This window comes from Acinetobacter sp. ANC 3882, from assembly GCF_022549545.1.
Lineage (GTDB): Bacteria > Pseudomonadota > Gammaproteobacteria > Pseudomonadales > Moraxellaceae > Acinetobacter.
Window position 1 is genome coordinate 30,671 of the sequence record NZ_JAKZGB010000014.1, and the last position, 20,167, is coordinate 50,837.

Here is a 20,167-nt window from a genome sequence, read left to right on the forward strand (position 1 = left end):
ATTACATTCTCATTGCACGTTGATTACTGCGTTTCGCTGCTTCGTTTGAACTGTCCGAAGCATCGGCAATGACCACTTGATCACCTTGTTTTAAACCTTTAAGCACTTGGGCTGTCACGCGGTTATTCAGACCAATCAGTACAGGCTGTGGCTGAGTTGTACCATCTGCTTGTAATACACGAACCATACCTGTTGATGCTTTACCTTGTGCAATCAGTGCCTTTTCTTCTTCACTCAGTTCAAGGCGTTTAGGACGTTGTGTTTTGTCGCCATCTGATTTTTTCGCTTGTTCGGGTGATGCAGTCGCACTGCCTTGATGGTCTTTACCACGGTTAGCACGTTGAGTTTGGATCGCTGCAGCAGGAACGGTCAGTGCATTTTTTGCTTCTGCCAACACAATATAAACTTGTGCTGTCATATCAATACGTAATTGACCATCTTCATTAGGAACATCAAATAAAGCATTGTAATAAACCGCTGCATTCGAAGTTGATGAACTGCTGTTGCTGCTGGTTTCGGTATTAATTGAATTCGGTGCAGGTTCCACTTGGCGGAGTTTTGCATAATGCTTTTTATCACTGTTGCCTAAAGTTGTGAAATATACGGTTTGGCCTTTTTCAACTTTCATAACATCCGCTTCAGAAATCTGAGCCTTGATGGTCATAGTGTCTAATTTAGCCAATTTCACAATGGTCGGTGCAGTTTGGTTGGCGTTTACGGTTTGGCCTTCTTCGGTCACAATCGCCACAATAGTGCCATCCATAGGTGCAACGATACGGGTATAACCTAAATCTTCTTTAGCTGTTGCGAGTGTTAAGCGTGACTGTTCGATTTGCGCATTAATCGCCGTGATTTGCGCTTGAGCAGTTTTATAATTGGCTAATGCGCTTTCAAGTTCAGCACGCGAAGTCGCATCTTGACGAAACATGGCTTGTTGACGTTTATATTCTGCTTCAACTTTTGCCAAATTGGCTTGTTGTACTGCGAGCTGTGCTTGTTGGTTTTTAATACTGGCATCTGCTGTTTTGAGTTCGTTTTCTTGGCGAATCGAATCAATTTGTGCGATCAGTTGACCTTGTTTGACTTGGTCGCCGAGTTGCACATACATTTTTTTCACCTGACCCGACACCTGCGCACCGACACTGACCATCTTGGTCGCTTCAAGTACACCTGTTGCCAATACCGAGTTTTCAATGTCGCCTCTGGAGACTTCGGCACTAATAAATTGTGGTGCTTGAGCTTTCGGTTTAAAGAACATCCATCCGAGTGCTGCGATGATCAGTACCCCGATAGCAATCATAATGATTTTGCGAGGCTGGATTTTTTTAATGGTTGTTTTTGGCATGGCGACAGGTCAAAAGTGGAAAACTGGACTTAGTATAAAAGTGAAATAAGGATAAAGCGTGAATATTTTTAATCTAGAATGAGAATTATTTTCTATTTTTCTGCTGAGTTATTCTATAAATATCCGATAAATACTGTGGATGCCCGATTCAGCATTTGTTGCAAGTGCGATACCTCCTTGAGCGGGCAGTGTAAATTCACGTGGATTGATGCGAATTAAATCAGGCGCAAAGCGTTCACTAAAATAACGTACGGTCGGGATTGCGGTACCAGCTCCCATTTCAATCACCAGTGGTTGGTGATGTATTTTTAAGAAAGTGTCTAAACGCTGCATTTGTTGTTTTTGGCGTTGGTTGAGCCATGCATAGTCATCAAACATCAAAATATTGGGCCGAGCTAAATGTCTGCAGTTTGGACACAAGGGGAGTTGACCTAGCCATTGGCAATCTTGGTGATCAATGTCTGGTGTTAATTCATCAGCTGACCAGATGTCTTGTTTACATGCGGCAAGGCATTGCAAATGATGAATTGAACCATGGCATTCATAAATCTGTTTGGAATCAAAGCCTGCTTTTTGAAATTGTCCATCGACATTTGAGGTAAATACAAAATAAGGCAGTTCTAATGCTTCAGCTAATTGTCTAAGTAAATGAAATCCTTGATGTGGCATGGTTCGACGGTAGAGGTCTAAACGATGTCCATAAAATCCCCAAGCTAAACGTGGAAGATGTTTAAAAGCGGCTGGATTGGCAATCTCGGTAAAATCAATGCGTTGTTTACCAAGCTCGGGATAAGCTTGCCACATACCTTGATTGCCACGAAAATCTGGTAAACCTGAATCGACGCCCATACCTGCACCTGCGCTGATGATCAGGCTGTCTGCATGTTTAAATAGACGTTGTATGTATTCGATTTGGTTTGGATTTAAATGAAATGGCATAGGGCAATCCATTCTTCTTATGATTTAATTTTTAGCGTTTAAGCAGGTTGCGTAAATAAAGTTGTGCCGCAAAGTTCAGCTAAAGCTTGCAACATTAACTGTTCTGGATTTTCTTTTGACATGCCTTTGATCGAAGCATCGATACGCAATAACAAATCAGGCCAAGTTAAAAATTGTCTTGGATTCAAACGGCGCAGGGTTTGTTGATATTGTGAGACTTTAGTTTTCCAAATCCCGAGCTGGATGGCATTGTGCGGCTGCTCAAATAACTGCATCAATAAGCGCATTTCTTTGCTCAGTGTCCATAAAATCAAACTATCAGGCTCACCCGCAGCAATTAGATATTGGTAAATCTTGACCGACTGTGCCAAGTTTCCTGCAAGCAAGGCATCACTTAAATCATAAGTGGTATAGCGAGATTGATCCTGTAAACAGGCATACAACTGTTCAATCTGAATCTGTTGAATATCGGGGAAGGTATCTGCAACCCGCATCAAGCTATTTTTTGCCGCGAGCAGGTTATGTTCATGGTGCTGCATGAGCCATTGCCAAGCATCATTATTCAGCTGGATACCGAGCTTTTCTGCTTCTATGCTTAAGATCCGTTGACGATCTTGTGGGTAGGTTGCTGTGAGTGGAACGACTACACCATTGGCCTCGACCACTTGAAAAAAGGCTGTCTTTAAACTGCTGCTGTCCTGTTTCGGTAGGACAATCAGTAATAAGTTATGCTCATTATGCTGAATATAACTTTTAAGTAGCTTTAAACCATTGGCATCAGGTTTGATGTTGCCGTGCACTTCAATCGCAAGTTGTTGCGAAAACAGCGACAGGCTATTCAGTGCATTAAAGACATTTTTCCAGTCATTCACGCTACTGATGTCGTAGCGCTGGCGTTCAACTTCTTGTTGTTGCCAGCTTTTACGGAAAGTATCGAGCAGGTTTTGTTCAAGCAAAGGCTCTTGTCCATGCATGATCCATGCACCGCGAGCTTCACCGACACGTTTTAACGCTTGAACATAGTCCAGTTTCATAATGCGTGATTATGGCTGAGCTTTAGGTAAACGATTGGCTGCAATTTGACGAGTCACTTGCTGAGCCACGTCATCAATCACAATACGATTCAGATAAGCTTCTTGTTGGTTGTCGGTGTTTACCGTTGCAACGTCGTATTGGTAGGTACGTGAGGCTGTTAAAGTACGTGGTTCAGTAATTTTCTTACCTTGACGATCTTCAATCTGGAATGTCACGGTTAAACGCAACAGTACTTCCGTCAATTTACCGTTGAGTAATTGGCGGCGAGGAGTGTAATCCAAAATGCGGAGTACATAAGCATCATTGGCGTTACTGAGTTGAACCCCGGTAGCACTAAGATAAACACTGAGTTTATTCTCAAGTTCGCTCGTATTTGCAGGCATTGCAAGCGTTAGCTTGTTATAGACCAGTGGTGCTGCTGTTGGGTTACTTCCTTTTAAATGGAAGCCACAGCCGACTAAACCTGCACTTAGGCCTAAAGTGAGAACGATAGCAGCTGCACGTTGCGCTAAGTGCATATTTATTCCTCTATTGATTAATAACTCATCTTTGAAACGAGGCGCGCAACTCCCTTCAATAACGAGAGTTGCGGAACGATGTTCCCTAGGAGAGATGTTAAACCACTAAATTAACAAGTTTATTTGGAACAACAATTTCTTTCTTGGTTGGACCAGTCAAGAATTGTTGAACTTCTGGTAATGCTTTTGCCAAAGCCAATAAGTCATCTTTTGAGATATCGACTGCGACGTCTAACTTACCACGAAGTTTACCATTCACTTGTACAACAATCGTTTGAGTATTACGGGTTAACGCCGATTCGTCTACTTGCGGGAATTCAACAGTGGTGAGCTCCAAACCAAATTGAGTCAATAACGTTTGACTTAAATGCGGTGCAAATGGCGCAAGTAAAGTTAACAATGTGGTAATTGCTTCACGTGCGACAGCGGCATCATTGTCATCTTGCGCTTCAAACTTGTTGCTGGCATTGAGTAATTCCATCAATGCTGCAATTGCGGTGTTGAATGCATGACGACGTTCGATGTCATCACCCACTTTCTGGATGGTTTCATGGGTTTTACGACGTAAGTCTTGTGCATCTTTCGACAAGTTCGCAGTATCAATCGCAGTCGCTTGATTACCTTTTTCAAGGAAGCCAGCCGCTAAACGCCAAACGCGTTTCAAGAAGCGGTTTGCACCTTCAACACCTGCATCAGACCATTCCAATGATTGATCTGGTGGGGCAGCGAACATCATGAATACACGTGCTGTATCTGCGCCGTATTGATCAATAATCGCTTGTGGGTCAATCCCGTTGTTTTTCGACTTAGACATTTTTTCTTGTCCGCCGATCACAACTTCCTGACCATCACCTGAGTACTTCGCAGACAGGATACGGCCTTTTTCATCACGTTCTAATTCGATGTCAGCAGGGTTAAACCAGGTTTTCTTGCCACTTTCTGCTTCGCGGTAGAAGGTATCTGCCAATACCATGCCTTGGGTTAACAAGTTGGTAAATGGTTCGTTGCCTTGAACTACACCTTCATCACGCATCAATTTATGAAAGAAACGTGCATAAAGTAAATGCAGAATCGCGTGTTCAACACCACCAATATATTGGTTCACTGGAAGCCAGCTTTGCGCCGCTTCAGGTTTTACCATCCCGCCAGTAAAGTCTGGAGATGCATAACGTGCATAGTACCAAGATGATTCTACAAAGGTGTCCAAGGTGTCTGTTTCACGACGTGCATCGCCGCCACAGCTTGGGCATTTAGTTTCATAGAATTCAGGCATCTTGTTCAATGGGTTACCAGAACCGTCTGGAACAACATCTGTCGGTAATACCACTGGCAATTGATCTTCTGGAACGGTGACTTGACCACAGCTGTTACAGTTGATCATTGGAATTGGACAACCCCAGTAACGCTGACGAGAAACACCCCAGTCACGTAAACGGAATTGAACCTTAGAATTTGCCAAAGCGTGTGGTTCTAATTTTGCAAGGAAGGCATCAAAAGCGGCTTGGAATGCTAAACCATCAAACTCGCCAGAATTAACCAATTTGCCATCTTTAGAACCATACCATTCTTGCCACTCAGTTGCTGAATATTCAGCATCATCAGCACCTTTGGCATCAATCACTTGTCTGATTGGCAAGTTAAATTTATTGGCAAATTCAAAATCACGTTCGTCATGTGCAGGAACAGCCATGACCGCGCCTGAACCGTAAGACATCAATACATAGTTGGCAATCCAAACAGGGAGTTCTTCACCTGTCACGGGGTGCTTAACAGACAAGCCAGTTGCCATACCTTTCTTTTCAGCAGTGGCTAGATCGGCTTCTGCGACTGAACCCATACGACATTCTTCAATAAATGCAGCCAATTCAGGGTTATTTTCAGCAGCTTTAAGTGCCATAGGGTGTTCTGCTGCAACAGCAACATAAGTCACACCCATTAGGGTATCTGCACGCGTGGTATAAACTGTTAAACCATCTGCATAGATTGCTGGATTCGCAGAAGGGAAGGTAATGTCCATACCGGTCGAACGACCGATCCAGTTACGTTGCATGGTCAAGACCTGTTGTGGCCAACCATCTTTCAAGGTATCTAAATCATCTAATAATTCTTGCGCGTAGTCGGTGATGCGGAAGTAATACATTGGGATATCACGTTTTTCCACCAATGCGCCTGAACGCCAACCGCGACCATTTTCAACTTGCTCATTGGCTAATACCGTCTGGTCGACAGGATCCCAGTTCACGGTTGAAAGCTTACGATAGATCAAGCCTTTCTTATATAGTTGTACGAATAACCATTGTTCCCAGTGATAGTACTCTGGTGTACAGGTTGCAAATTCGCGATCCCAGTCGACAGACAAGCCCAATTTTTTTAATTGGTCACGCATATAAGCGATGTTTTCAAAGGTCCATTTTGCTGGCGCAACTTTGTGTGCAATGGCTGCATTTTCAGCAGGTAAGCCAAATGCATCCCAACCCATTGGTTGTAGCACTGTTTCGCCTTTCAAGCGATAAAAACGGCTGATCACGTCACCAATGGTGTAGTTACGCACATGACCCATGTGCAGTTTGCCACTTGGGTAAGGGAACATCGATAGGATATAGCGATGTTTACCCTCTACAGTGTCTGCAACTTTAAAAACTTTGCGATTGTCCCAGTCTTGTTGAACTTGGGGCTCAATGGCACTTGCTTGATATTCGGAGTCAATGTGAGAAGTCGTCATAGGGATATGCGATACAACAAAAAAGTAAAGTTAAGATTGCTGCACAGCATAGCGCAAAATTGCAGGAAATGTCAGTTTTTAGATCGGGATTTTATCTACAAGGCCCGTATTGAAGGTCGCCTTGTAGAATGGCTTAGCATTTTATTATCGATTAGATTGTGATGTAGGTGCTAGGCTCTGAGGTTTAACGCTATTGGCTGGCGCTTCAGGCGCAGCCTGCGGTATATGCTGCTCTGTATTTGGAGTGGCCTCTGGTGCAGCCTGATTGCTTTGATGAGATGGATTTGTTGTTTGGCGGTTGTTGCCATATGTAGAAACTTTATCCAAACGCTTCGCACCTTTCGGTGGGGGTGTTGTGGTGTAGTGGGTTGAACCATTGGCATCGACCCATTTGTAATATTGTTGTGCATAATTCTGGCTGGAGCAGAGCAGAAGGGCCGCTGTTGAAATAGTGTATAAGCTTGTTTTTAAATAAGATGACTTCATATTTGATCTCCCCAAGAGAATGTTGTCTATATTCGATCAAAGTGCCTAGATAAGGAGTTTACAATGCCTATTTTTCAATAAAAAGAAAATAGTTTTGTGATAAATGGGCGTTTTAAAAGACCAAATTATTCCGTGAAATGTGTTTAAAAAAACAACAGCTAAAAAATATTCGTTAAAAACCTTTTCTTTGTTCTTGACTTTGCTTATGAAAGAAACAAGAATGCTTTCTCAAGTTTTATATGCGCTTATTTGATCACCCTTCGAATAAATGTCATGGCTTGCAATGGACATTCTTTCTAGCCGAGAGAATGCTGTTTTGAAATATGCTTATCCCAGCACATTTTGATTCGAGATGTCATCAAGTTTATACGGCTGATGAGTCTCAGAAAATTTTTCCTATTGCAGCAAAAACGAGTAGAATACGCACACTTATAAAAAGTGCATAAAGTTAATGAATGAAACACAATTTATGTCTCCCATAAATTGTGCAAATACTAGGGTGAATCACGTTGGAACTTTTATCTGGTGGTGAAATGCTCGTTCGTGCCCTTGCGGACGAAGGCGTAGAGCATGTTTTTGGGTATCCAGGCGGCGCTGTATTACATATTTATGATGCGCTATTTCAACAAGACAAAATTAATCATTACCTCGTACGTCATGAGCAAGCTGCTGGTCATATGGCAGATGCATACTCACGCGTAACAGGTAAGACAGGCGTTGTACTGGTCACTTCAGGACCAGGCGCGACCAATACCGTCACTCCAATCGCAACAGCCTACATGGACTCAATCCCAATGGTGATTTTGTCTGGTCAGGTTGCAAGCCATCTCATTGGAGAAGATGCATTCCAAGAAACAGATATGGTTGGTATTTCTCGTCCAATCGTAAAACACAGTTTCCAAGTGCGTCACGCGAGTGAAATTCCTGCCATTATTAAGAAAGCATTCTATATTGCTTCGTCTGGCCGTCCGGGTCCAGTCGTTGTTGATATTCCAAAAGATGCGACTAATCCTGCAGAAAAGTTTGCCTACGAATACCCAGAAAAAGTGAAGATGCGTTCATATCAGCCACCTTCACGTGGTCACTCAGGTCAAATCCGTAAAGCGATTGATGAGTTGATCACTGCGAAACGCCCGATGATTTACACGGGTGGTGGTGTTGTTCAAGGTAATGCATCTGGCTTATTGACTGAACTTGCTCATTTATTGGGTTATCCAGTAACAAATACCTTGATGGGCTTAGGTGCTTTCCCTGGTAACGATCCACAATTTGTGGGGATGTTAGGGATGCATGGTACCTATGAAGCCAATATGGCAATGCACAATGCAGATGTGATTTTGGCTATTGGTGCGCGTTTTGATGACCGTGTAACCAATAACCCTGCAAAATTCTGTCTCAATGCGAAAGTGATTCACATTGATGTTGATCCAGCAACCATTTCGAAGACCATTATGGCGCACATCCCGATTGTGGGTGCAGTAGAGCCAGTGCTTCAAGAAATGTTGGCACAGCTTAAACAAATGAATGTATCGAAGCCAAACCCTGAAGCAATTGCGGCATGGTGGTCTCAGATTAATGAGTGGCGTAAAGTACATGGTTTACGTTATGAAGCGGGCCAAAATGGTGTAATGAAACCTCAGCAAGTGGTTGAGGCATTAGATCGTGTGACCAATGGTGAAGCCATCATTACTTCTGACGTGGGTCAACATCAAATGTTTGGCGCGAACTACTACAGATACAAGCGTCCACGTCAGTGGATCAACTCTGGTGGCTTAGGCACCATGGGCGTTGGTTTACCGTATGCGATGGCTGCGAAGCTTGCATTCCCAGATCAACAAGTAGTTTGTATTACAGGTGAAGCATCGATTCAGATGTGTATCCAAGAATTATCGACATGTAAGCAGTATGGCTTGAATGTGAAAATTCTTTGCTTGAACAACCAAGCTTTAGGCATGGTGAAGCAGTGGCAAGACATGAACTACGAAGGACGTCATTCAAGTTCTTATGTTGATTCATTACCTGACTTTGCCAAGTTAATGGAAGCTTACGGACACGTTGGTATTCAGATTAACCATGCGGATGAGTTGGAATCTAAATTAGCCGAAGCGATGGCAATTAATGATAAATGTGTATTCATTAATGTCATGGTAGACCGTACAGAGCATGTATATCCAATGTTGATTGCTGGTCAGTCAATGCAAGATATGTGGTTAGGGAAAGGGGAGCGTACATAATGAGACATATTATTTCTGTACTCGTTGAAAACGAAGCTGGTGCGCTTTCTCGTTTGGTGGGATTGTTTTCTCAACGTAATTACAACATTGAGACACTGAATGTTGCGCCAACCGAAGATGAAACCTTATCTCGTTTAACCTTAACGACTTATGGCGATGATCATAAAATCGAGCAAATCACCAAGCAACTCAACAAATTGGTTGAAGTTGTAAAAGTGGTCGATTTATCAGAAGGTTCACACATTGAACGTGAGCTGATGTTGATTAAGGTCAAAGCCTTGGGTGCAGCCCGTGCGGAAATTAAACGTACAGCTGACATCTTCCGTGCGCAAATCGTTGATGTAACACCAACGACCTATACCATTCAGATCGCAGGTACAACTGACAAGATTGATGGCTTTATTGATGCGCTTGCAGAAAATACCATCCTTGAAGTTGTGCGCTCTGGTGTATCAGGCATTGCACGTGGCGAAAAAGTTTTAACAATTTAAAAATCTTCCCCAACCCTCTTTGAAAAGAGGGGGATCACCTTAAAAGGTAATTGCGGGGGAGCCAACAAAAGATCTGTCCTTGCAGAACAAGGGAAATGACAAAAATTTTAGCGGAGAAAACAGATGCAAATTTTTTACGATAAAGACTGTGACTTATCAATCATCCAAGGCAAGAAAGTTGCAATCATTGGTTATGGTTCACAAGGTCATGCACACGCGCTTAACTTGAAAGATTCTGGCGTAGACGTAACTGTTGGTTTACGTGCTGGTTCTACTTCTTGGAAAAAAGCTGAAAATTCTGGTCTTAAAGTATCTGAAGTTCCAGCTGCTGTTGCTCAAGCTGACTTAGTCATGATTTTGACGCCAGATGAGTTCCAATCTCAACTTTATCGTGATGTGATTGAACCAAATATCAAAGAAGGCGCGACTTTAGCATTTGCTCATGGTTTCTCTATTCTTTATAACCAAGTTGTTCCACGTAAAGATTTAGACGTGATCATGGTTGCGCCTAAAGCACCAGGCCACACAGTACGTTCTGAATACCAACGTGGTTCAGGTGTTCCTGACTTAATCGCGATCCATCAAGATGCTTCTGGTAATGCGCGTAATGTTGCACTTTCTTATGCTTCAGGCGTAGGTGGTGGTCGTACGGGTATCATCGAGACTTCTTTCCGTGAAGAAACTGAAACTGACTTATTCGGTGAGCAAGCAGTTCTTTGTGGTGGTGCGGTTGAATTGGTTAAAATGGGCTTCGAAACTTTGGTTGAAGCGGGTTATGCACCAGAAATGGCTTACTTCGAATGCTTGCATGAACTTAAGTTAATTGTTGACTTGATGTTCGAAGGTGGTATCGCAGACATGAACTACTCAGTTTCGAACAATGCTGAGTACGGTGAATATGTGACTGGTACTGAAGTCATCAACGAACAGTCTCGTGAAGCAATGCGTAATGCATTAAAACGTATCCAATCTGGTGAATATGCGAAGATGTTCATCCAAGAAGGTGCGTTGAACTATCCATCAATGACTGCTCGTCGTCGTCAAAACGCAGCGCATGGCATTGAAGTAACAGGTGGTAAATTACGCTCGATGATGCCTTGGATTCAAGCAAACAAAATCGTAGATAAAGAGAAGAACTAATTTTCTTTCGCTGCGTTAAAAAAACCTTGTCTATTTGACAAGGTTTTTTTATGTGGGTTGATAACAGAGTTATAACAATGTAGCTTAAAAAATAAGCTTATATTGATTGTGTTTTAATCATGTTGCTGATTGTTTATGCTTCTGATTAAGTGGAATAAGTGTTGCATGCTTTGGGGTGTCAGCACGATTAAAAACAAAGAAATTGTCATGACTTAAAAATTAAAATGATCTAGCAAAAATAAATGAGTCTTTTGGTAAAAAAAATGTAATAAAAAAACAAGATTTTTCATTGGTTTGAAATGATTGTGTGCTTTTATTCTATTGATTTATAAAGTGAAAAAGACTTGACCTTATGCTAGATGATGTTATTGTTAAGAAAAGTTCATGGATACAAGATTCATGGCTTCTTTGTGTGTAAAACGTTGTTCGGATTTCGAGCACTTTGCTGATCATATAAAAAAAAGTACTGAATAATCATGGAAGTCCTTTATGGTTCACGTTGATTACGATAGCACATTGGTCATCGTTTCCATTTTGGTTGCAGTCGCGACATGTTACGCTGCAGTTTCGATGGAAGAACTCGTTTTTAAAGGTGCTTATAAAAAGTTTGAAAAAAGCATTTTAATTGCGAGTGGGCTAATCTTGGGGTTAGCGATATGGTCAATGCACTTTGTGGGAATGCTGGCTAGCCATCTGCCAGAAGGCTATCATTTTGATGTTAATTTAACGGTGCTGTCCTACTTAATCGGCGCCGCAGCTTCGATATTTGCCGTTTGGCTGACTTCAAGACCGACTTTACCCATACCGCGTTTGATTCTCGGTGCTGTATTCATGGGGCTAGGCATATCTGGTATGCACTATACGGGTATGGCCGCACTGACTGTTGAACAGCATGCAATGCATTATGATCCCTTACTGGTGCTATGTTCTGTGCTCATCGCGATTAGTGGCTCAGGACTGAGTTTCTTTTTCATTTTTAAATATAAAAATGCTGCGACCTACCGTACTTTACTTAAAACTGTGGTCGCGGTTTTAATGGCCTTAAGCATTGTGGGCATGCACTATACCGGTATGGCAGCAACTTACTTTGATGAAAGCCTCGCGCAGATAATGACATCTGAGCAGACCGAACAGAGTGTTTTACTGTTCACGATAATTTTTATTACCAGTCTGGTTTTAGTTGCAGGTTTTGCAGTCGCAGTGCTAGAAGCGCGTTTAGAAGAACGCAATGAGCAACTCACACGAATCAATAAAGAACTTGCCATACAATCTTTACATGACACACTGACCAAATTACCGAATCGTTTATATCTGACTGAACATGCAGAGGTTGTGTTTAACCATCATCGCCTACATGAGCAGAAGGCAGCATTCCTATATATCGATTTAGATCGGTTTAAATCTGTAAATGATGCTTTTGGTCATCATGTTGGTGATCAGCTACTGATACAGATGGCAAACCGCTTACATAATAAATTGGGTAGCAGCCATAAATTATTTCGTATTGGGGGTGATGAATTTGTTTTGATCTCTGAAAATACTGATATGAATGATGCAATGCAGCTTTCAGAAGATATTTTACATTACATCCAAGAAACCTATTTGATTGCCGCAAAAGACATTAATATTTCTGCCAGTGTTGGGATTGCGATGTATCCTGAACATGGTCTGAATGTTCAGGATCTACTGATTAATGCAGATGTGGCCATGCTGATCTCAAAAGATCAGGGGCGTAATACCTATACCATGTTCCACTCGATGTCAGATCAGCAAGATGTACGCAGTCAGTCCAAACTGATTAATGATCTGTACAAAGCGGTTGATGAACAACAATTTGTATTGTTCTATCAACCGAAGTTTACATCGAATTATGAGGTGTGCGGTGTTGAAGCACTGATTCGATGGAAGCACCCAAGTTTAGGTCTACTGACACCGCAGATGTTTATTGAAGGAGCTGAAAAAACCGGCTTGATCATTCCAATGGGATATTGGGCACTCGAACAAGCCTGTCAGCAAATCCAGAAATGGGAACGAAGTAACAGTCCTTTTTATCCAATTGCCGTCAATCTATCTGCACTCCAATTTGAAAATAAAAAACTATTTGGCGTATTAGAACAACTCCTAGAACAATATCAAATTCAACCGCATCATCTCATTCTTGAAATTACTGAATCCACAGCCATGCATCATATTGATTCAAGTATTCGTACTTTAGAACGATTACGTAAGCTCGGCATTCGCATTGCAATTGATGACTTCGGGACGGGTTATTCAAGTTTCTTATATCTTAAAGACTTACCTGTTGATGAACTCAAAATTGATCGTGGTTTCCTGATTGACCTTAAACCGAATTCAAAAGAAGAAGCAATTTTAGAAAGTATTATCCATCTCGCTGCAAAATTAGGTTTAGTTGTCACAGCAGAAGGGGTAGAAACCCAACAACAAGCAGATATCTTGACCAGTTTGGGATGCAATCAATTACAGGGCTATTTATTAGGCACACCTGTCAATGTTGAAGGCTTAGTGCTGCATCGCTATCAGCATTTTGCATAATCGATTCGTGATGAATTAAGAAAAAAGGCTGCTCAAATGGCAGCCTTTTCATTTCTTTGGGCTTAACGGGATCGTTGAGCTAACCAATGCGTAACCACAGGCCAAACAGACTGAGGCGCTTGGTTACCTGCCACTAAGCCCATATGACCACCAGGAACAATTTCAAATTGCTTGTCGGTACTGCTAACGAGATCCAGCAGTGGACGGACTGCTTCTGCGGTCACGATAATATCGGTGCTGCCACCCACGACCAGCAACGAACAATCGATGTCTTTTAAATTCGCGCTTTGCTCGCCAAATTGAACTGAACCTGTAGATAATTCATTGTCGATCCAGAAACGTAGAATAATATCGCGCATGACTCCACCAGGATAAGCCAGCATATTGTCGACAAAGGAACTAGAGGTGGCATGATTAATCACAAATTGGCGGTCATTTAGGTTTCTTAATAATTCCCAATAGTTTTTAATGTTACCAATCGGATCGGTCAATTTAAAACCCAAGGTATTTTGCCAACCATGAATATGGAATACGCGGCTTGGTACCTGATGGAAACGGAATTTAGTATTGCTACGGATCCATTGTGCAGGAGCCGTAAGGCGTTGGTAAAACTTACCCATATAACCTGATTTATGAGTATTAATTGGCGATGCCAAAATCATTAGGTTTTGGATGTTTTTATCTTTAAATAAAGCGGTATAGCAGAGCGACAGTACGCCACCTAAGCTCCAGCCATAAAGAGAAAGTTGTTGTTGGCCGCTATGCTCACGAATTTTTTCGATAAAGTCAGGCATAAAGGTTTTTACATAGGTTCCTAAATTATATTTGGCTTGGCGCAGGCTAGGTGTGCCCCAATCAATCAGATAAATATCAAAACCTTGTGCTAAAAAATAACGCACCAGACTACGATTTGGAAATAAATCATAAATCAGCATATTGGCTGCTAAAGGTGGCACGATGACCAAAGGAATGCGGTGTTTGGTTTCGGTATTCGTTGTTGGGTAATGGCGTAAGCTGATAATTTCACGTTGGTAAACAATATCAAAAGGTGTTCGCCCAGAGAGCGCGAGTTGTTGTCCACGTAAAATACGATCGGTCGCATTCGAGAGGATATGTCGTGCTTGAAGCCCGCTACGACTATTGAGCATTTTTTTCGCCGTTTTCGAGTTGAGAAAACCACGTTTAACTTTTGGCAATTGAGTCATGTGAACCTAAAACTCTAAGGTTGCTATTCAATAGCCGCATATTAGAAGAAAAAATAAATTTGCTCAGTGACTCATTTGCTGAACTTCACTTCCAAAATGATCAATTCGGCTAAAACGGGATAACTAGATTACTGTCTATAAATAAAATAATGTAAAGTAAGCTTTACATTATATGGACAAACTCATATATTGATGTAAAGTTTACTTTACATGGTGGATTATGAAAAACTTTCGGAACTTATTTGAGTTGATTGCTGCAATTGCACTGTATGTCGTGGTACTGATTGGCTCGTTGAAAATTTTAAATGTTGTCGATACACAGTGGCTTAAAGTGGTCATTTCATTGCTGCCAATGTTGCCCGCAGTGATGATTGCTTTGGTGATTATTAAGCAATTCAAGCATTTTGATGAGCTGCAACAAAAGATACAATTGCAGGCTCTGGCGATTAGCTTTGTGGGAACTTCCTTGATTACCTTTAGTTATGGTTTTCTAGAAAATGTTGGATTTCCCAAATTAACCATGTTTATCATTTGGCCGATGATGGCAATGCTTTGGTCAATTGCTACTGCGGTTGGAACTTGGAAATATCGATGAAAAATAATGTACCAAACTTAAGAAAAGACAAAGGCTGGTCGCAGAGCGATTTGGGTGAACATGTCAATGTTTCCAGACAAACCATCAATGCGATTGAAAAGGAACGTTATGATCCGAGTCTATCTTTAGCTTTTAAAATTTCGAATGCATTTGGTTTGAGTATTGAACAAGTCTTCATCTATGAGGAAGATTAATGTTCTTCCTCTGTTGGCGTGATCTGTAAATGTAAAAGTGGGTAAGGATGGCCTTGTCCATCGAGTTCTGAGCGGCTGATGGTCTGAAATCCCATTTTTTGATAAAAGTTGACTGCTTGTAAATTCTGTTCATTGACATCGACCTTAAAGATTTTGAGTTGTTGAACTGCAAAATTTACCAAAGCCTGACCAATCCCCAATCTTCGATATTCTGGCAAGATAAATAGCATTTCAATATTATCGTCGCTGGTCCCAAGAAAGCCTACAATTTCATGATTAATCACATATTTATTTAGCTCAACATGATGAAAATATTCATTCATGATCAATGGTTTCAATTGATCAATCATGGCTTCTGGTAAAAAGTCATGTGTGGCTCTCACCGATTTTTCCCATATTTCCAATAACATCGAATAGTCTGGTTGGGTCGCTTTGATAATCATGTAGTCACTTTGATAAAGATCTTTAAGATGCTCAATTTTCTAGCATTTCATCCGAAATTTCTAGGCTTGCTGTGTGCTGCTGTGGATATTTCTGTATGCAGGCGTACCACTTACTCAAGCTCGATTTGATGATCGTCTTTGGTTACTTTAATTTTAAGTTTCTTATATTTACGTTTATTCGGATCGAGCGCAGAGTTTAGTACGTCCTCCGAAAAGTTTGGGTCTTGCATCAATGCAGTATAGGCCTTGTAACCTAGAATAATCCGAGTTGGTCGCTGTCCATTTCTCGTCACATAATAATCAATCATGAGATTTAATTCAGTTAAAGGACAGGTATCGCTCATTGCTGTATTTCACTTTTAAGTGGCTTATGTAGCGTAGTCGATATAGGAAAACTTATCTAGCTGATATTGATTGATTTATTTAATATTTCCTTGTCATAAAAGTGTCATTTAAAAACATTATCGTGATTTATATAATAAAATAAAAACTGTAATAAAAATTCATCAAAACTTAATCGAAATAAGGTGTGAGTGCTAGAGAGGGGAACTAAAGATCAAGGAGTTATTTATATGCAGAATAAAGTGGATACAGTACGAGATAAAAAACCACTGAATCATCGCCTGAGTGTCTTGGTTTCAGCTTATCAAGCCTTCTTAACTGCCAAGGGGTTGGTCAATAGTGAGTTTAGTCGGTTGATCTTTGTAGAGAATTATACTGCAACACTCAAATTCAAACTTTATGATGATGACTTGAAGAAACAACTTATGGGTGAGTTAGAAAGATTTAGTACATTTTAGTCATCGGTTGATGTCATCAGCCACTCTTATAAAAAGTATGATTTTAAAAATGAATCGCTGTCTCTCTTAAAAATAACTTTCATATCATTTTGATATTCATAATTTATTTTTTATTGAATCTTATTTAATAAATATATGGATTTGCATATATACGGATATTCATATATAAAGTTCAAAATCATTTGTTGAAGATCAACTGTAATGGCTGACATCAAAATTTATCACAATCCAGCGTGTAGCACTTCTCGGAATACTTTGGCTTTAATTCGAAATACGGGCGTGGAGCCAACCATCATTGAATACCTTGTAACACCGCCTACAGAGAAGGAGTTAATTGCTTTAATTCGAGCTTCGAATTTAACGGTGAGAGAGGCTATTCGTTCTAATGTTGAACCTTACCAAGATTTGCAACTAGAGCGCGAAGACTGGTCGGAGCAACAGCTCATAGCCTTCATGCTGCAATATCCAATCTTGATCAATCGTCCTTTTGTGGTGACCGAATTAGGAACACGACTCTGCCGCCCATCAGAAGTGGTACTGGAGATTCTGCCTGTCGCGCAAAAGGGTGCTTTTAGCAAAGAAGATGGTGAACAGGTCATCGATCAAAATGGCCAGCAGATTCGAGATTAAATACAGAATGGTGATCTATGAAGACCACGAGAGGAATGTGAATGATGGAAGCTGTCAATTTTTTTAAATGCCTATCTGATGAAACAAGGCTGAATATTGTCATGCTGGTTGCAGAACATCAGGAGTTGTGTGTCTGTGATCTGACGGAAAAACTACAGTTGAGCCAACCCAAAATTTCTCGACATTTGGCTTTGTTGCGAACTTCAGGATTATTACAGGATCGCCGTCAAGGGCAATGGATTTATTATCATATTGCTGACCAATTACCGACATGGTGTGCAGAGATTTTAGCCGTGTTAAATGCACAAAACTCGACGGTATTTCCAATGCGACAAAGCCTAGCCACAAAAAGTTGTTGTGAATAAAATTGATGAAAACTTTATCTTTCTTAGATCGCAACCTAACGCTGTGGATTTTTATTGCGATGGGTGTGGGGATTGCGATTGGTACTTTTCTCCCGCAAGCCTCAGCTACCTTAGACAAAATGAGTATGGATTCCGTCAATATTCCGATTGCGATCGGTTTGATTTTGATGATGTATCCACCTTTAGCCAAAGTAGACTATGCTGCATTGCCAAAAGTATTCCAAGACAAAAAAACCTTGGCTTTATCACTGCTGCAGAACTGGGTGATTGCGCCAGTTTTAATGTTTGCACTGGCAGTTATTTTTCTGCATAGCCACCCAGAGTATATGACTGGACTGATCTTGATCGGCTTAGCACGTTGTATCGCTATGGTCTTGGTCTGGAATGGCTTAGCTTGTGGTGATAACCAATATGTTGCTGCATTGGTGGCATTTAACAGTATTTTCCAGATTCTATTTTTTAGTAGTTACGCCTGGCTGTTTCTGACGTATCTACCCCCGTATTTTGGTATTGCTGGACAAGTGATCCATGTTGATTTCTGGACCATTAGCCATGCGGTCTTAGTGTATTTGGGTATTCCATTTTTTCTGGGTTTTATGACCCGTTTGGTGTTGGTAAAAGCCAAAGGTCTGGATTGGTATAACAATATTTTTCTACCGAAGATCAGCCCATTAAGTTTGCTTGCATTACTGTTTACGATTGTGGCGATGTTTAGTCTAAAAGGTGGAGATGTGGTCAGCTTGCCTTTAGATGTGATCCGTATAGCGATACCACTGACCATCTACTTTGTGGTGATGTTCTTTATCAGTTTCTTTATGAGCAAATGGATGGGCAATGATTATGCTAAAACCACGGCCATTTCTTTTACTGCGGCAGGCAACAATTTTGAACTCGCATTGGCAGTCGCCATTGCAACTTTTGGTTTGGCCTCACCTGTGGCATTTACCACAGTAATTGGACCACTGGTTGAAGTACCTGTATTAATTGCTTTGGTGAGTGTGTCGTTATGGCTAAGGAAAAAGTATTTTTATAATAAGATGGAATAATATAGAGCTTAAATCACTTTAATATATTCATAAATAGAGTATTTAAAAATAAAAAGCCTCAGTTGCCTAATCGGGGTATCAGCAACTGAGGAGGAAAGCTTTTTTATAATCTAGCTCTGTTTTTTTAATAATAGAACGTTTTTTGTTAAAAATACATAAAATGTATATTTTTTAGGATTAAAATGTTTCTAAAAAATAAAGGGTAGATTAAATATATTAATCCTAATATTTAGACTTATTAAGATAATAGTTTTTTACAGATATTCTTTGTTCTCGCATATACTCACTCGGTTTTTTTCCAGTCCAGCCAAAAAATGCTCTTGAAAATGCACTGATATGGCTATACCCCAACAGGTCTGATATTTCTTGAATATTACGATTAGAATCGATCAGTTTTTTTGCAAGTTCAAACTTCTTGGATTGCAGCAGTGAAGAGAAGGTGGTGTTTGAATTGGCAAGCTCTCTTTTTAGCGTTCTTTCGGATATTTTTAATTTGCTCGCCACATCAACTAAGCTCGGAAAACCTAACCCAGGTGTGAATTTGAGTTGCTGATTCACTTTTAAAATAATTTTATTGTCTTGATCTTGGTAAAAAAGATATTCCTTGTTAACGAGCTCCATTGCAAGGGCATAGGCACTTGTAGAGCTAAAGGTTAGAGGAAGATCTAAACATTTAAGGTCGAAACTAATTTGATTATGGTCTTGGTTGAAGTGAATAATAGGTAAGCGTTTTTCATAAAGCAGATGATAATCTTCTTGTTCCCATGCTGCATGGATATTGACACCTGTCAGGTTATAATTGGTGATCATTTGCAAATTGGTGGTAATGTCTACTAAAGCACTTTCTAAGAAAAATTTATTTACGAGGTTCTTTTTACTCTCATTTAGATAAGCAGGGAGTTGATAAAGTGGGGTAAGTCGTAGAATAATTTTATTATTTTTATTTAGAATCGATAGGTCCATTTTATGAATACGCATACTATAATATTTCTGCATATCAATTAAAACGCGACCAATTGTACTATTACTAATGATTAAAAAACCAAGTGCACCATGCACGGTCAGTTTACAGTTTAGCCCAAATTGATAGCCGAGCCCTTTGTTAGGAATTAACTCTAACATACGGGTAACGATATCGATCCATTGATCAAAAAAAATACGATCGTTGGTGTTGTTGTCGGTTAGCAATGATAGCGGAATTTGACAATACCGAATGATTTCGCTTTTAGGAACGCCGAAGGTGGTTGCGGTATCTACAAGTATTTTTAGATAATCATTATAAATGCTAAGTGGTTGTTTTTTCATGCTTTCCGTGATAAAAAATAAATATTAATCTAAAAATATTTATACAGCAGCCTAATATATTTTTAAGGATTCGCTGTTAAAAGTCCTATTTTGTTAAGTTTTATTGATATAAATGTTTATT

Annotated in this window: 20 protein-coding genes; 10 read left to right on the forward strand and 10 right to left on the reverse strand. The window is 40.5% G+C overall.

Annotated features, from left to right (window positions below; all coding sequences use genetic code 11):
- Position 1: 1 nt before the first annotated feature.
- The 6 genes from MMO42_RS17545 to MMO42_RS17570 all read right to left on the reverse strand — a co-directional run bounded on the left by MMO42_RS17545 (position 2) and on the right by MMO42_RS17570 (position 7,045).
- Positions 2–1,345, reverse strand: coding sequence for a MacA family efflux pump subunit (locus MMO42_RS17545; protein ID WP_241321506.1), 1,344 nt, complete (start codon positions 1,343–1,345; stop codon positions 2–4).
- Between the two features lie 108 nt (positions 1,346–1,453).
- On the reverse strand, positions 1,454–2,284 hold the full coding sequence (locus tag MMO42_RS17550) for a Sir2 family NAD-dependent protein deacetylase (RefSeq protein WP_241321507.1): 831 nt from the start codon (positions 2,282–2,284) through the stop codon (positions 1,454–1,456).
- 38 nt (positions 2,285–2,322) lie between these two features.
- The gene (holA, locus tag MMO42_RS17555) at positions 2,323–3,318 is read right to left on the reverse strand and encodes a DNA polymerase III subunit delta (protein ID WP_241321508.1); all 996 of its coding nucleotides are present in this window, start codon (positions 3,316–3,318) and stop codon (positions 2,323–2,325) included.
- Between the two features lie 9 nt (positions 3,319–3,327).
- Positions 3,328–3,837, reverse strand: coding sequence for an LPS assembly lipoprotein LptE (gene lptE / locus MMO42_RS17560; RefSeq protein WP_005291689.1), 510 nt, complete (start codon positions 3,835–3,837; stop codon positions 3,328–3,330).
- Positions 3,838–3,934: 97 nt separating this feature from the next.
- On the reverse strand, positions 3,935–6,559 hold the full coding sequence (gene leuS, locus MMO42_RS17565; protein WP_241321509.1) for a leucine--tRNA ligase: 2,625 nt from the start codon (positions 6,557–6,559) through the stop codon (positions 3,935–3,937).
- A gap of 144 nt (positions 6,560–6,703) precedes the next feature.
- Positions 6,704–7,045: a DUF4124 domain-containing protein gene (locus MMO42_RS17570; protein WP_241321510.1), complete on the reverse strand. Its 342-nt coding sequence runs from the start codon at positions 7,043–7,045 to the stop codon at positions 6,704–6,706.
- A gap of 509 nt (positions 7,046–7,554) precedes the next feature.
- Here MMO42_RS17570 and MMO42_RS17575 point away from each other — a divergent pair.
- From MMO42_RS17575 to MMO42_RS17590, 4 genes are all read left to right on the forward strand, one after another.
- A complete protein-coding gene (locus MMO42_RS17575) occupies positions 7,555–9,279 on the forward strand; it encodes an acetolactate synthase 3 large subunit (protein ID WP_241321511.1) in 1,725 nt (574 codons plus the stop codon).
- On the forward strand, positions 9,279–9,770 hold the full coding sequence (gene ilvN / locus MMO42_RS17580) for an acetolactate synthase small subunit (protein ID WP_004804329.1): 492 nt from the start codon (positions 9,279–9,281) through the stop codon (positions 9,768–9,770). Before MMO42_RS17575 ends, ilvN begins: the two co-directional genes overlap by 1 nt.
- Before the next feature lie 123 nt (positions 9,771–9,893).
- Positions 9,894–10,910, forward strand: a complete 1,017-nt coding sequence (gene ilvC / locus MMO42_RS17585; protein WP_241321512.1) for a ketol-acid reductoisomerase — start codon at positions 9,894–9,896, stop codon at positions 10,908–10,910.
- Between the two features lie 489 nt (positions 10,911–11,399).
- The gene (locus MMO42_RS17590) at positions 11,400–13,463 is read left to right on the forward strand and encodes an EAL domain-containing protein (protein WP_241321513.1); all 2,064 of its coding nucleotides are present in this window, start codon (positions 11,400–11,402) and stop codon (positions 13,461–13,463) included.
- Positions 13,464–13,525: 62 nt separating this feature from the next.
- Here the strand turns inward: MMO42_RS17590 and MMO42_RS17595 are convergent, their stop codons facing one another.
- Positions 13,526–14,668, reverse strand: coding sequence for an alpha/beta fold hydrolase (locus MMO42_RS17595; protein ID WP_241321514.1), 1,143 nt, complete (start codon positions 14,666–14,668; stop codon positions 13,526–13,528).
- Between the two features lie 220 nt (positions 14,669–14,888).
- Here MMO42_RS17595 and MMO42_RS17600 point away from each other — a divergent pair, with 220 nt between their 5' ends.
- Both MMO42_RS17600 and MMO42_RS17605 read left to right on the forward strand, forming a co-directional pair.
- On the forward strand, positions 14,889–15,263 hold the full coding sequence (locus tag MMO42_RS17600) for a hypothetical protein (protein WP_241321515.1): 375 nt from the start codon (positions 14,889–14,891) through the stop codon (positions 15,261–15,263).
- The gene (locus MMO42_RS17605) at positions 15,260–15,457 is read left to right on the forward strand and encodes a helix-turn-helix transcriptional regulator (protein ID WP_005291705.1); all 198 of its coding nucleotides are present in this window, start codon (positions 15,260–15,262) and stop codon (positions 15,455–15,457) included. Before MMO42_RS17600 ends, MMO42_RS17605 begins: the two co-directional genes overlap by 4 nt.
- On the opposite strand, the gene MMO42_RS17610 is transcribed toward MMO42_RS17605, so the two are convergent.
- Positions 15,454–15,900: a GNAT family N-acetyltransferase gene (locus MMO42_RS17610; RefSeq protein WP_241321516.1), complete on the reverse strand. Its 447-nt coding sequence runs from the start codon at positions 15,898–15,900 to the stop codon at positions 15,454–15,456. The genes MMO42_RS17605 and MMO42_RS17610 overlap by 4 nt on opposite strands.
- A gap of 110 nt (positions 15,901–16,010) precedes the next feature.
- Positions 16,011–16,244 (reverse strand): hypothetical protein, encoded by a 234-nt coding sequence (locus MMO42_RS17615; protein WP_005291708.1) that lies wholly within the window; start codon positions 16,242–16,244, stop codon positions 16,011–16,013.
- A gap of 228 nt (positions 16,245–16,472) precedes the next feature.
- Between MMO42_RS17615 and MMO42_RS17620 the strand changes: the two genes are divergently transcribed.
- From MMO42_RS17620 to arsB, 4 genes are all read left to right on the forward strand, one after another.
- A complete protein-coding gene (locus MMO42_RS17620; RefSeq protein WP_005291710.1) occupies positions 16,473–16,700 on the forward strand; it encodes a hypothetical protein in 228 nt (75 codons plus the stop codon).
- A gap of 201 nt (positions 16,701–16,901) precedes the next feature.
- Positions 16,902–17,330: an arsenate reductase (glutaredoxin) gene (gene arsC / locus MMO42_RS17625; protein WP_241321517.1), complete on the forward strand. Its 429-nt coding sequence runs from the start codon at positions 16,902–16,904 to the stop codon at positions 17,328–17,330.
- A gap of 44 nt (positions 17,331–17,374) precedes the next feature.
- Complete coding sequence (locus MMO42_RS17630; protein WP_241321529.1) at positions 17,375–17,695, forward strand: metalloregulator ArsR/SmtB family transcription factor; 321 nt, start codon at positions 17,375–17,377, stop codon at positions 17,693–17,695.
- Between the two features lie 5 nt (positions 17,696–17,700).
- Complete coding sequence (gene arsB, locus MMO42_RS17635; protein ID WP_241321518.1) at positions 17,701–18,741, forward strand: ACR3 family arsenite efflux transporter; 1,041 nt, start codon at positions 17,701–17,703, stop codon at positions 18,739–18,741.
- A 222-nt stretch (positions 18,742–18,963) separates the two neighbouring features.
- On the opposite strand, the gene MMO42_RS17640 is transcribed toward arsB, so the two are convergent.
- Complete coding sequence (locus MMO42_RS17640) at positions 18,964–20,046, reverse strand: AraC family transcriptional regulator (RefSeq protein ID WP_241321519.1); 1,083 nt, start codon at positions 20,044–20,046, stop codon at positions 18,964–18,966.
- Positions 20,047–20,167: the final 121 nt, after the last annotated feature.

Coding starts and splice junctions, on each gene's coding strand:
- MMO42_RS17545 (WP_241321506.1), bottom strand. CDS start 1,345: ATGCCAAAAACAACCATTAAAAAAATCCAGCCTCGCAAAATCATTATG.
- MMO42_RS17550 (WP_241321507.1), bottom strand. CDS start 2,284: ATGCCATTTCATTTAAATCCAAACCAAATCGAATACATACAACGTCTA.
- holA (WP_241321508.1), bottom strand. CDS start 3,318: ATGAAACTGGACTATGTTCAAGCGTTAAAACGTGTCGGTGAAGCTCGC.
- lptE (WP_005291689.1), bottom strand. CDS start 3,837: ATGCACTTAGCGCAACGTGCAGCTGCTATCGTTCTCACTTTAGGCCTA.
- leuS (WP_241321509.1), bottom strand. CDS start 6,559: ATGACGACTTCTCACATTGACTCCGAATATCAAGCAAGTGCCATTGAG.
- MMO42_RS17570 (WP_241321510.1), bottom strand. CDS start 7,045: ATGAAGTCATCTTATTTAAAAACAAGCTTATACACTATTTCAACAGCG.
- ilvN (WP_004804329.1), top strand. CDS start 9,279: ATGAGACATATTATTTCTGTACTCGTTGAAAACGAAGCTGGTGCGCTT.
- ilvC (WP_241321512.1), top strand. CDS start 9,894: ATGCAAATTTTTTACGATAAAGACTGTGACTTATCAATCATCCAAGGC.
- MMO42_RS17590 (WP_241321513.1), top strand. CDS start 11,400: ATGGTTCACGTTGATTACGATAGCACATTGGTCATCGTTTCCATTTTG.
- MMO42_RS17595 (WP_241321514.1), bottom strand. CDS start 14,668: ATGACTCAATTGCCAAAAGTTAAACGTGGTTTTCTCAACTCGAAAACG.
- MMO42_RS17600 (WP_241321515.1), top strand. CDS start 14,889: ATGAAAAACTTTCGGAACTTATTTGAGTTGATTGCTGCAATTGCACTG.
- MMO42_RS17605 (WP_005291705.1), top strand. CDS start 15,260: ATGAAAAATAATGTACCAAACTTAAGAAAAGACAAAGGCTGGTCGCAG.
- MMO42_RS17610 (WP_241321516.1), bottom strand. CDS start 15,900: ATGATTATCAAAGCGACCCAACCAGACTATTCGATGTTATTGGAAATA.
- MMO42_RS17615 (WP_005291708.1), bottom strand. CDS start 16,244: ATGAGCGATACCTGTCCTTTAACTGAATTAAATCTCATGATTGATTAT.
- MMO42_RS17620 (WP_005291710.1), top strand. CDS start 16,473: ATGCAGAATAAAGTGGATACAGTACGAGATAAAAAACCACTGAATCAT.
- arsC (WP_241321517.1), top strand. CDS start 16,902: ATGGCTGACATCAAAATTTATCACAATCCAGCGTGTAGCACTTCTCGG.
- MMO42_RS17630 (WP_241321529.1), top strand. CDS start 17,375: ATGGAAGCTGTCAATTTTTTTAAATGCCTATCTGATGAAACAAGGCTG.
- arsB (WP_241321518.1), top strand. CDS start 17,701: ATGAAAACTTTATCTTTCTTAGATCGCAACCTAACGCTGTGGATTTTT.
- MMO42_RS17640 (WP_241321519.1), bottom strand. CDS start 20,046: ATGAAAAAACAACCACTTAGCATTTATAATGATTATCTAAAAATACTT.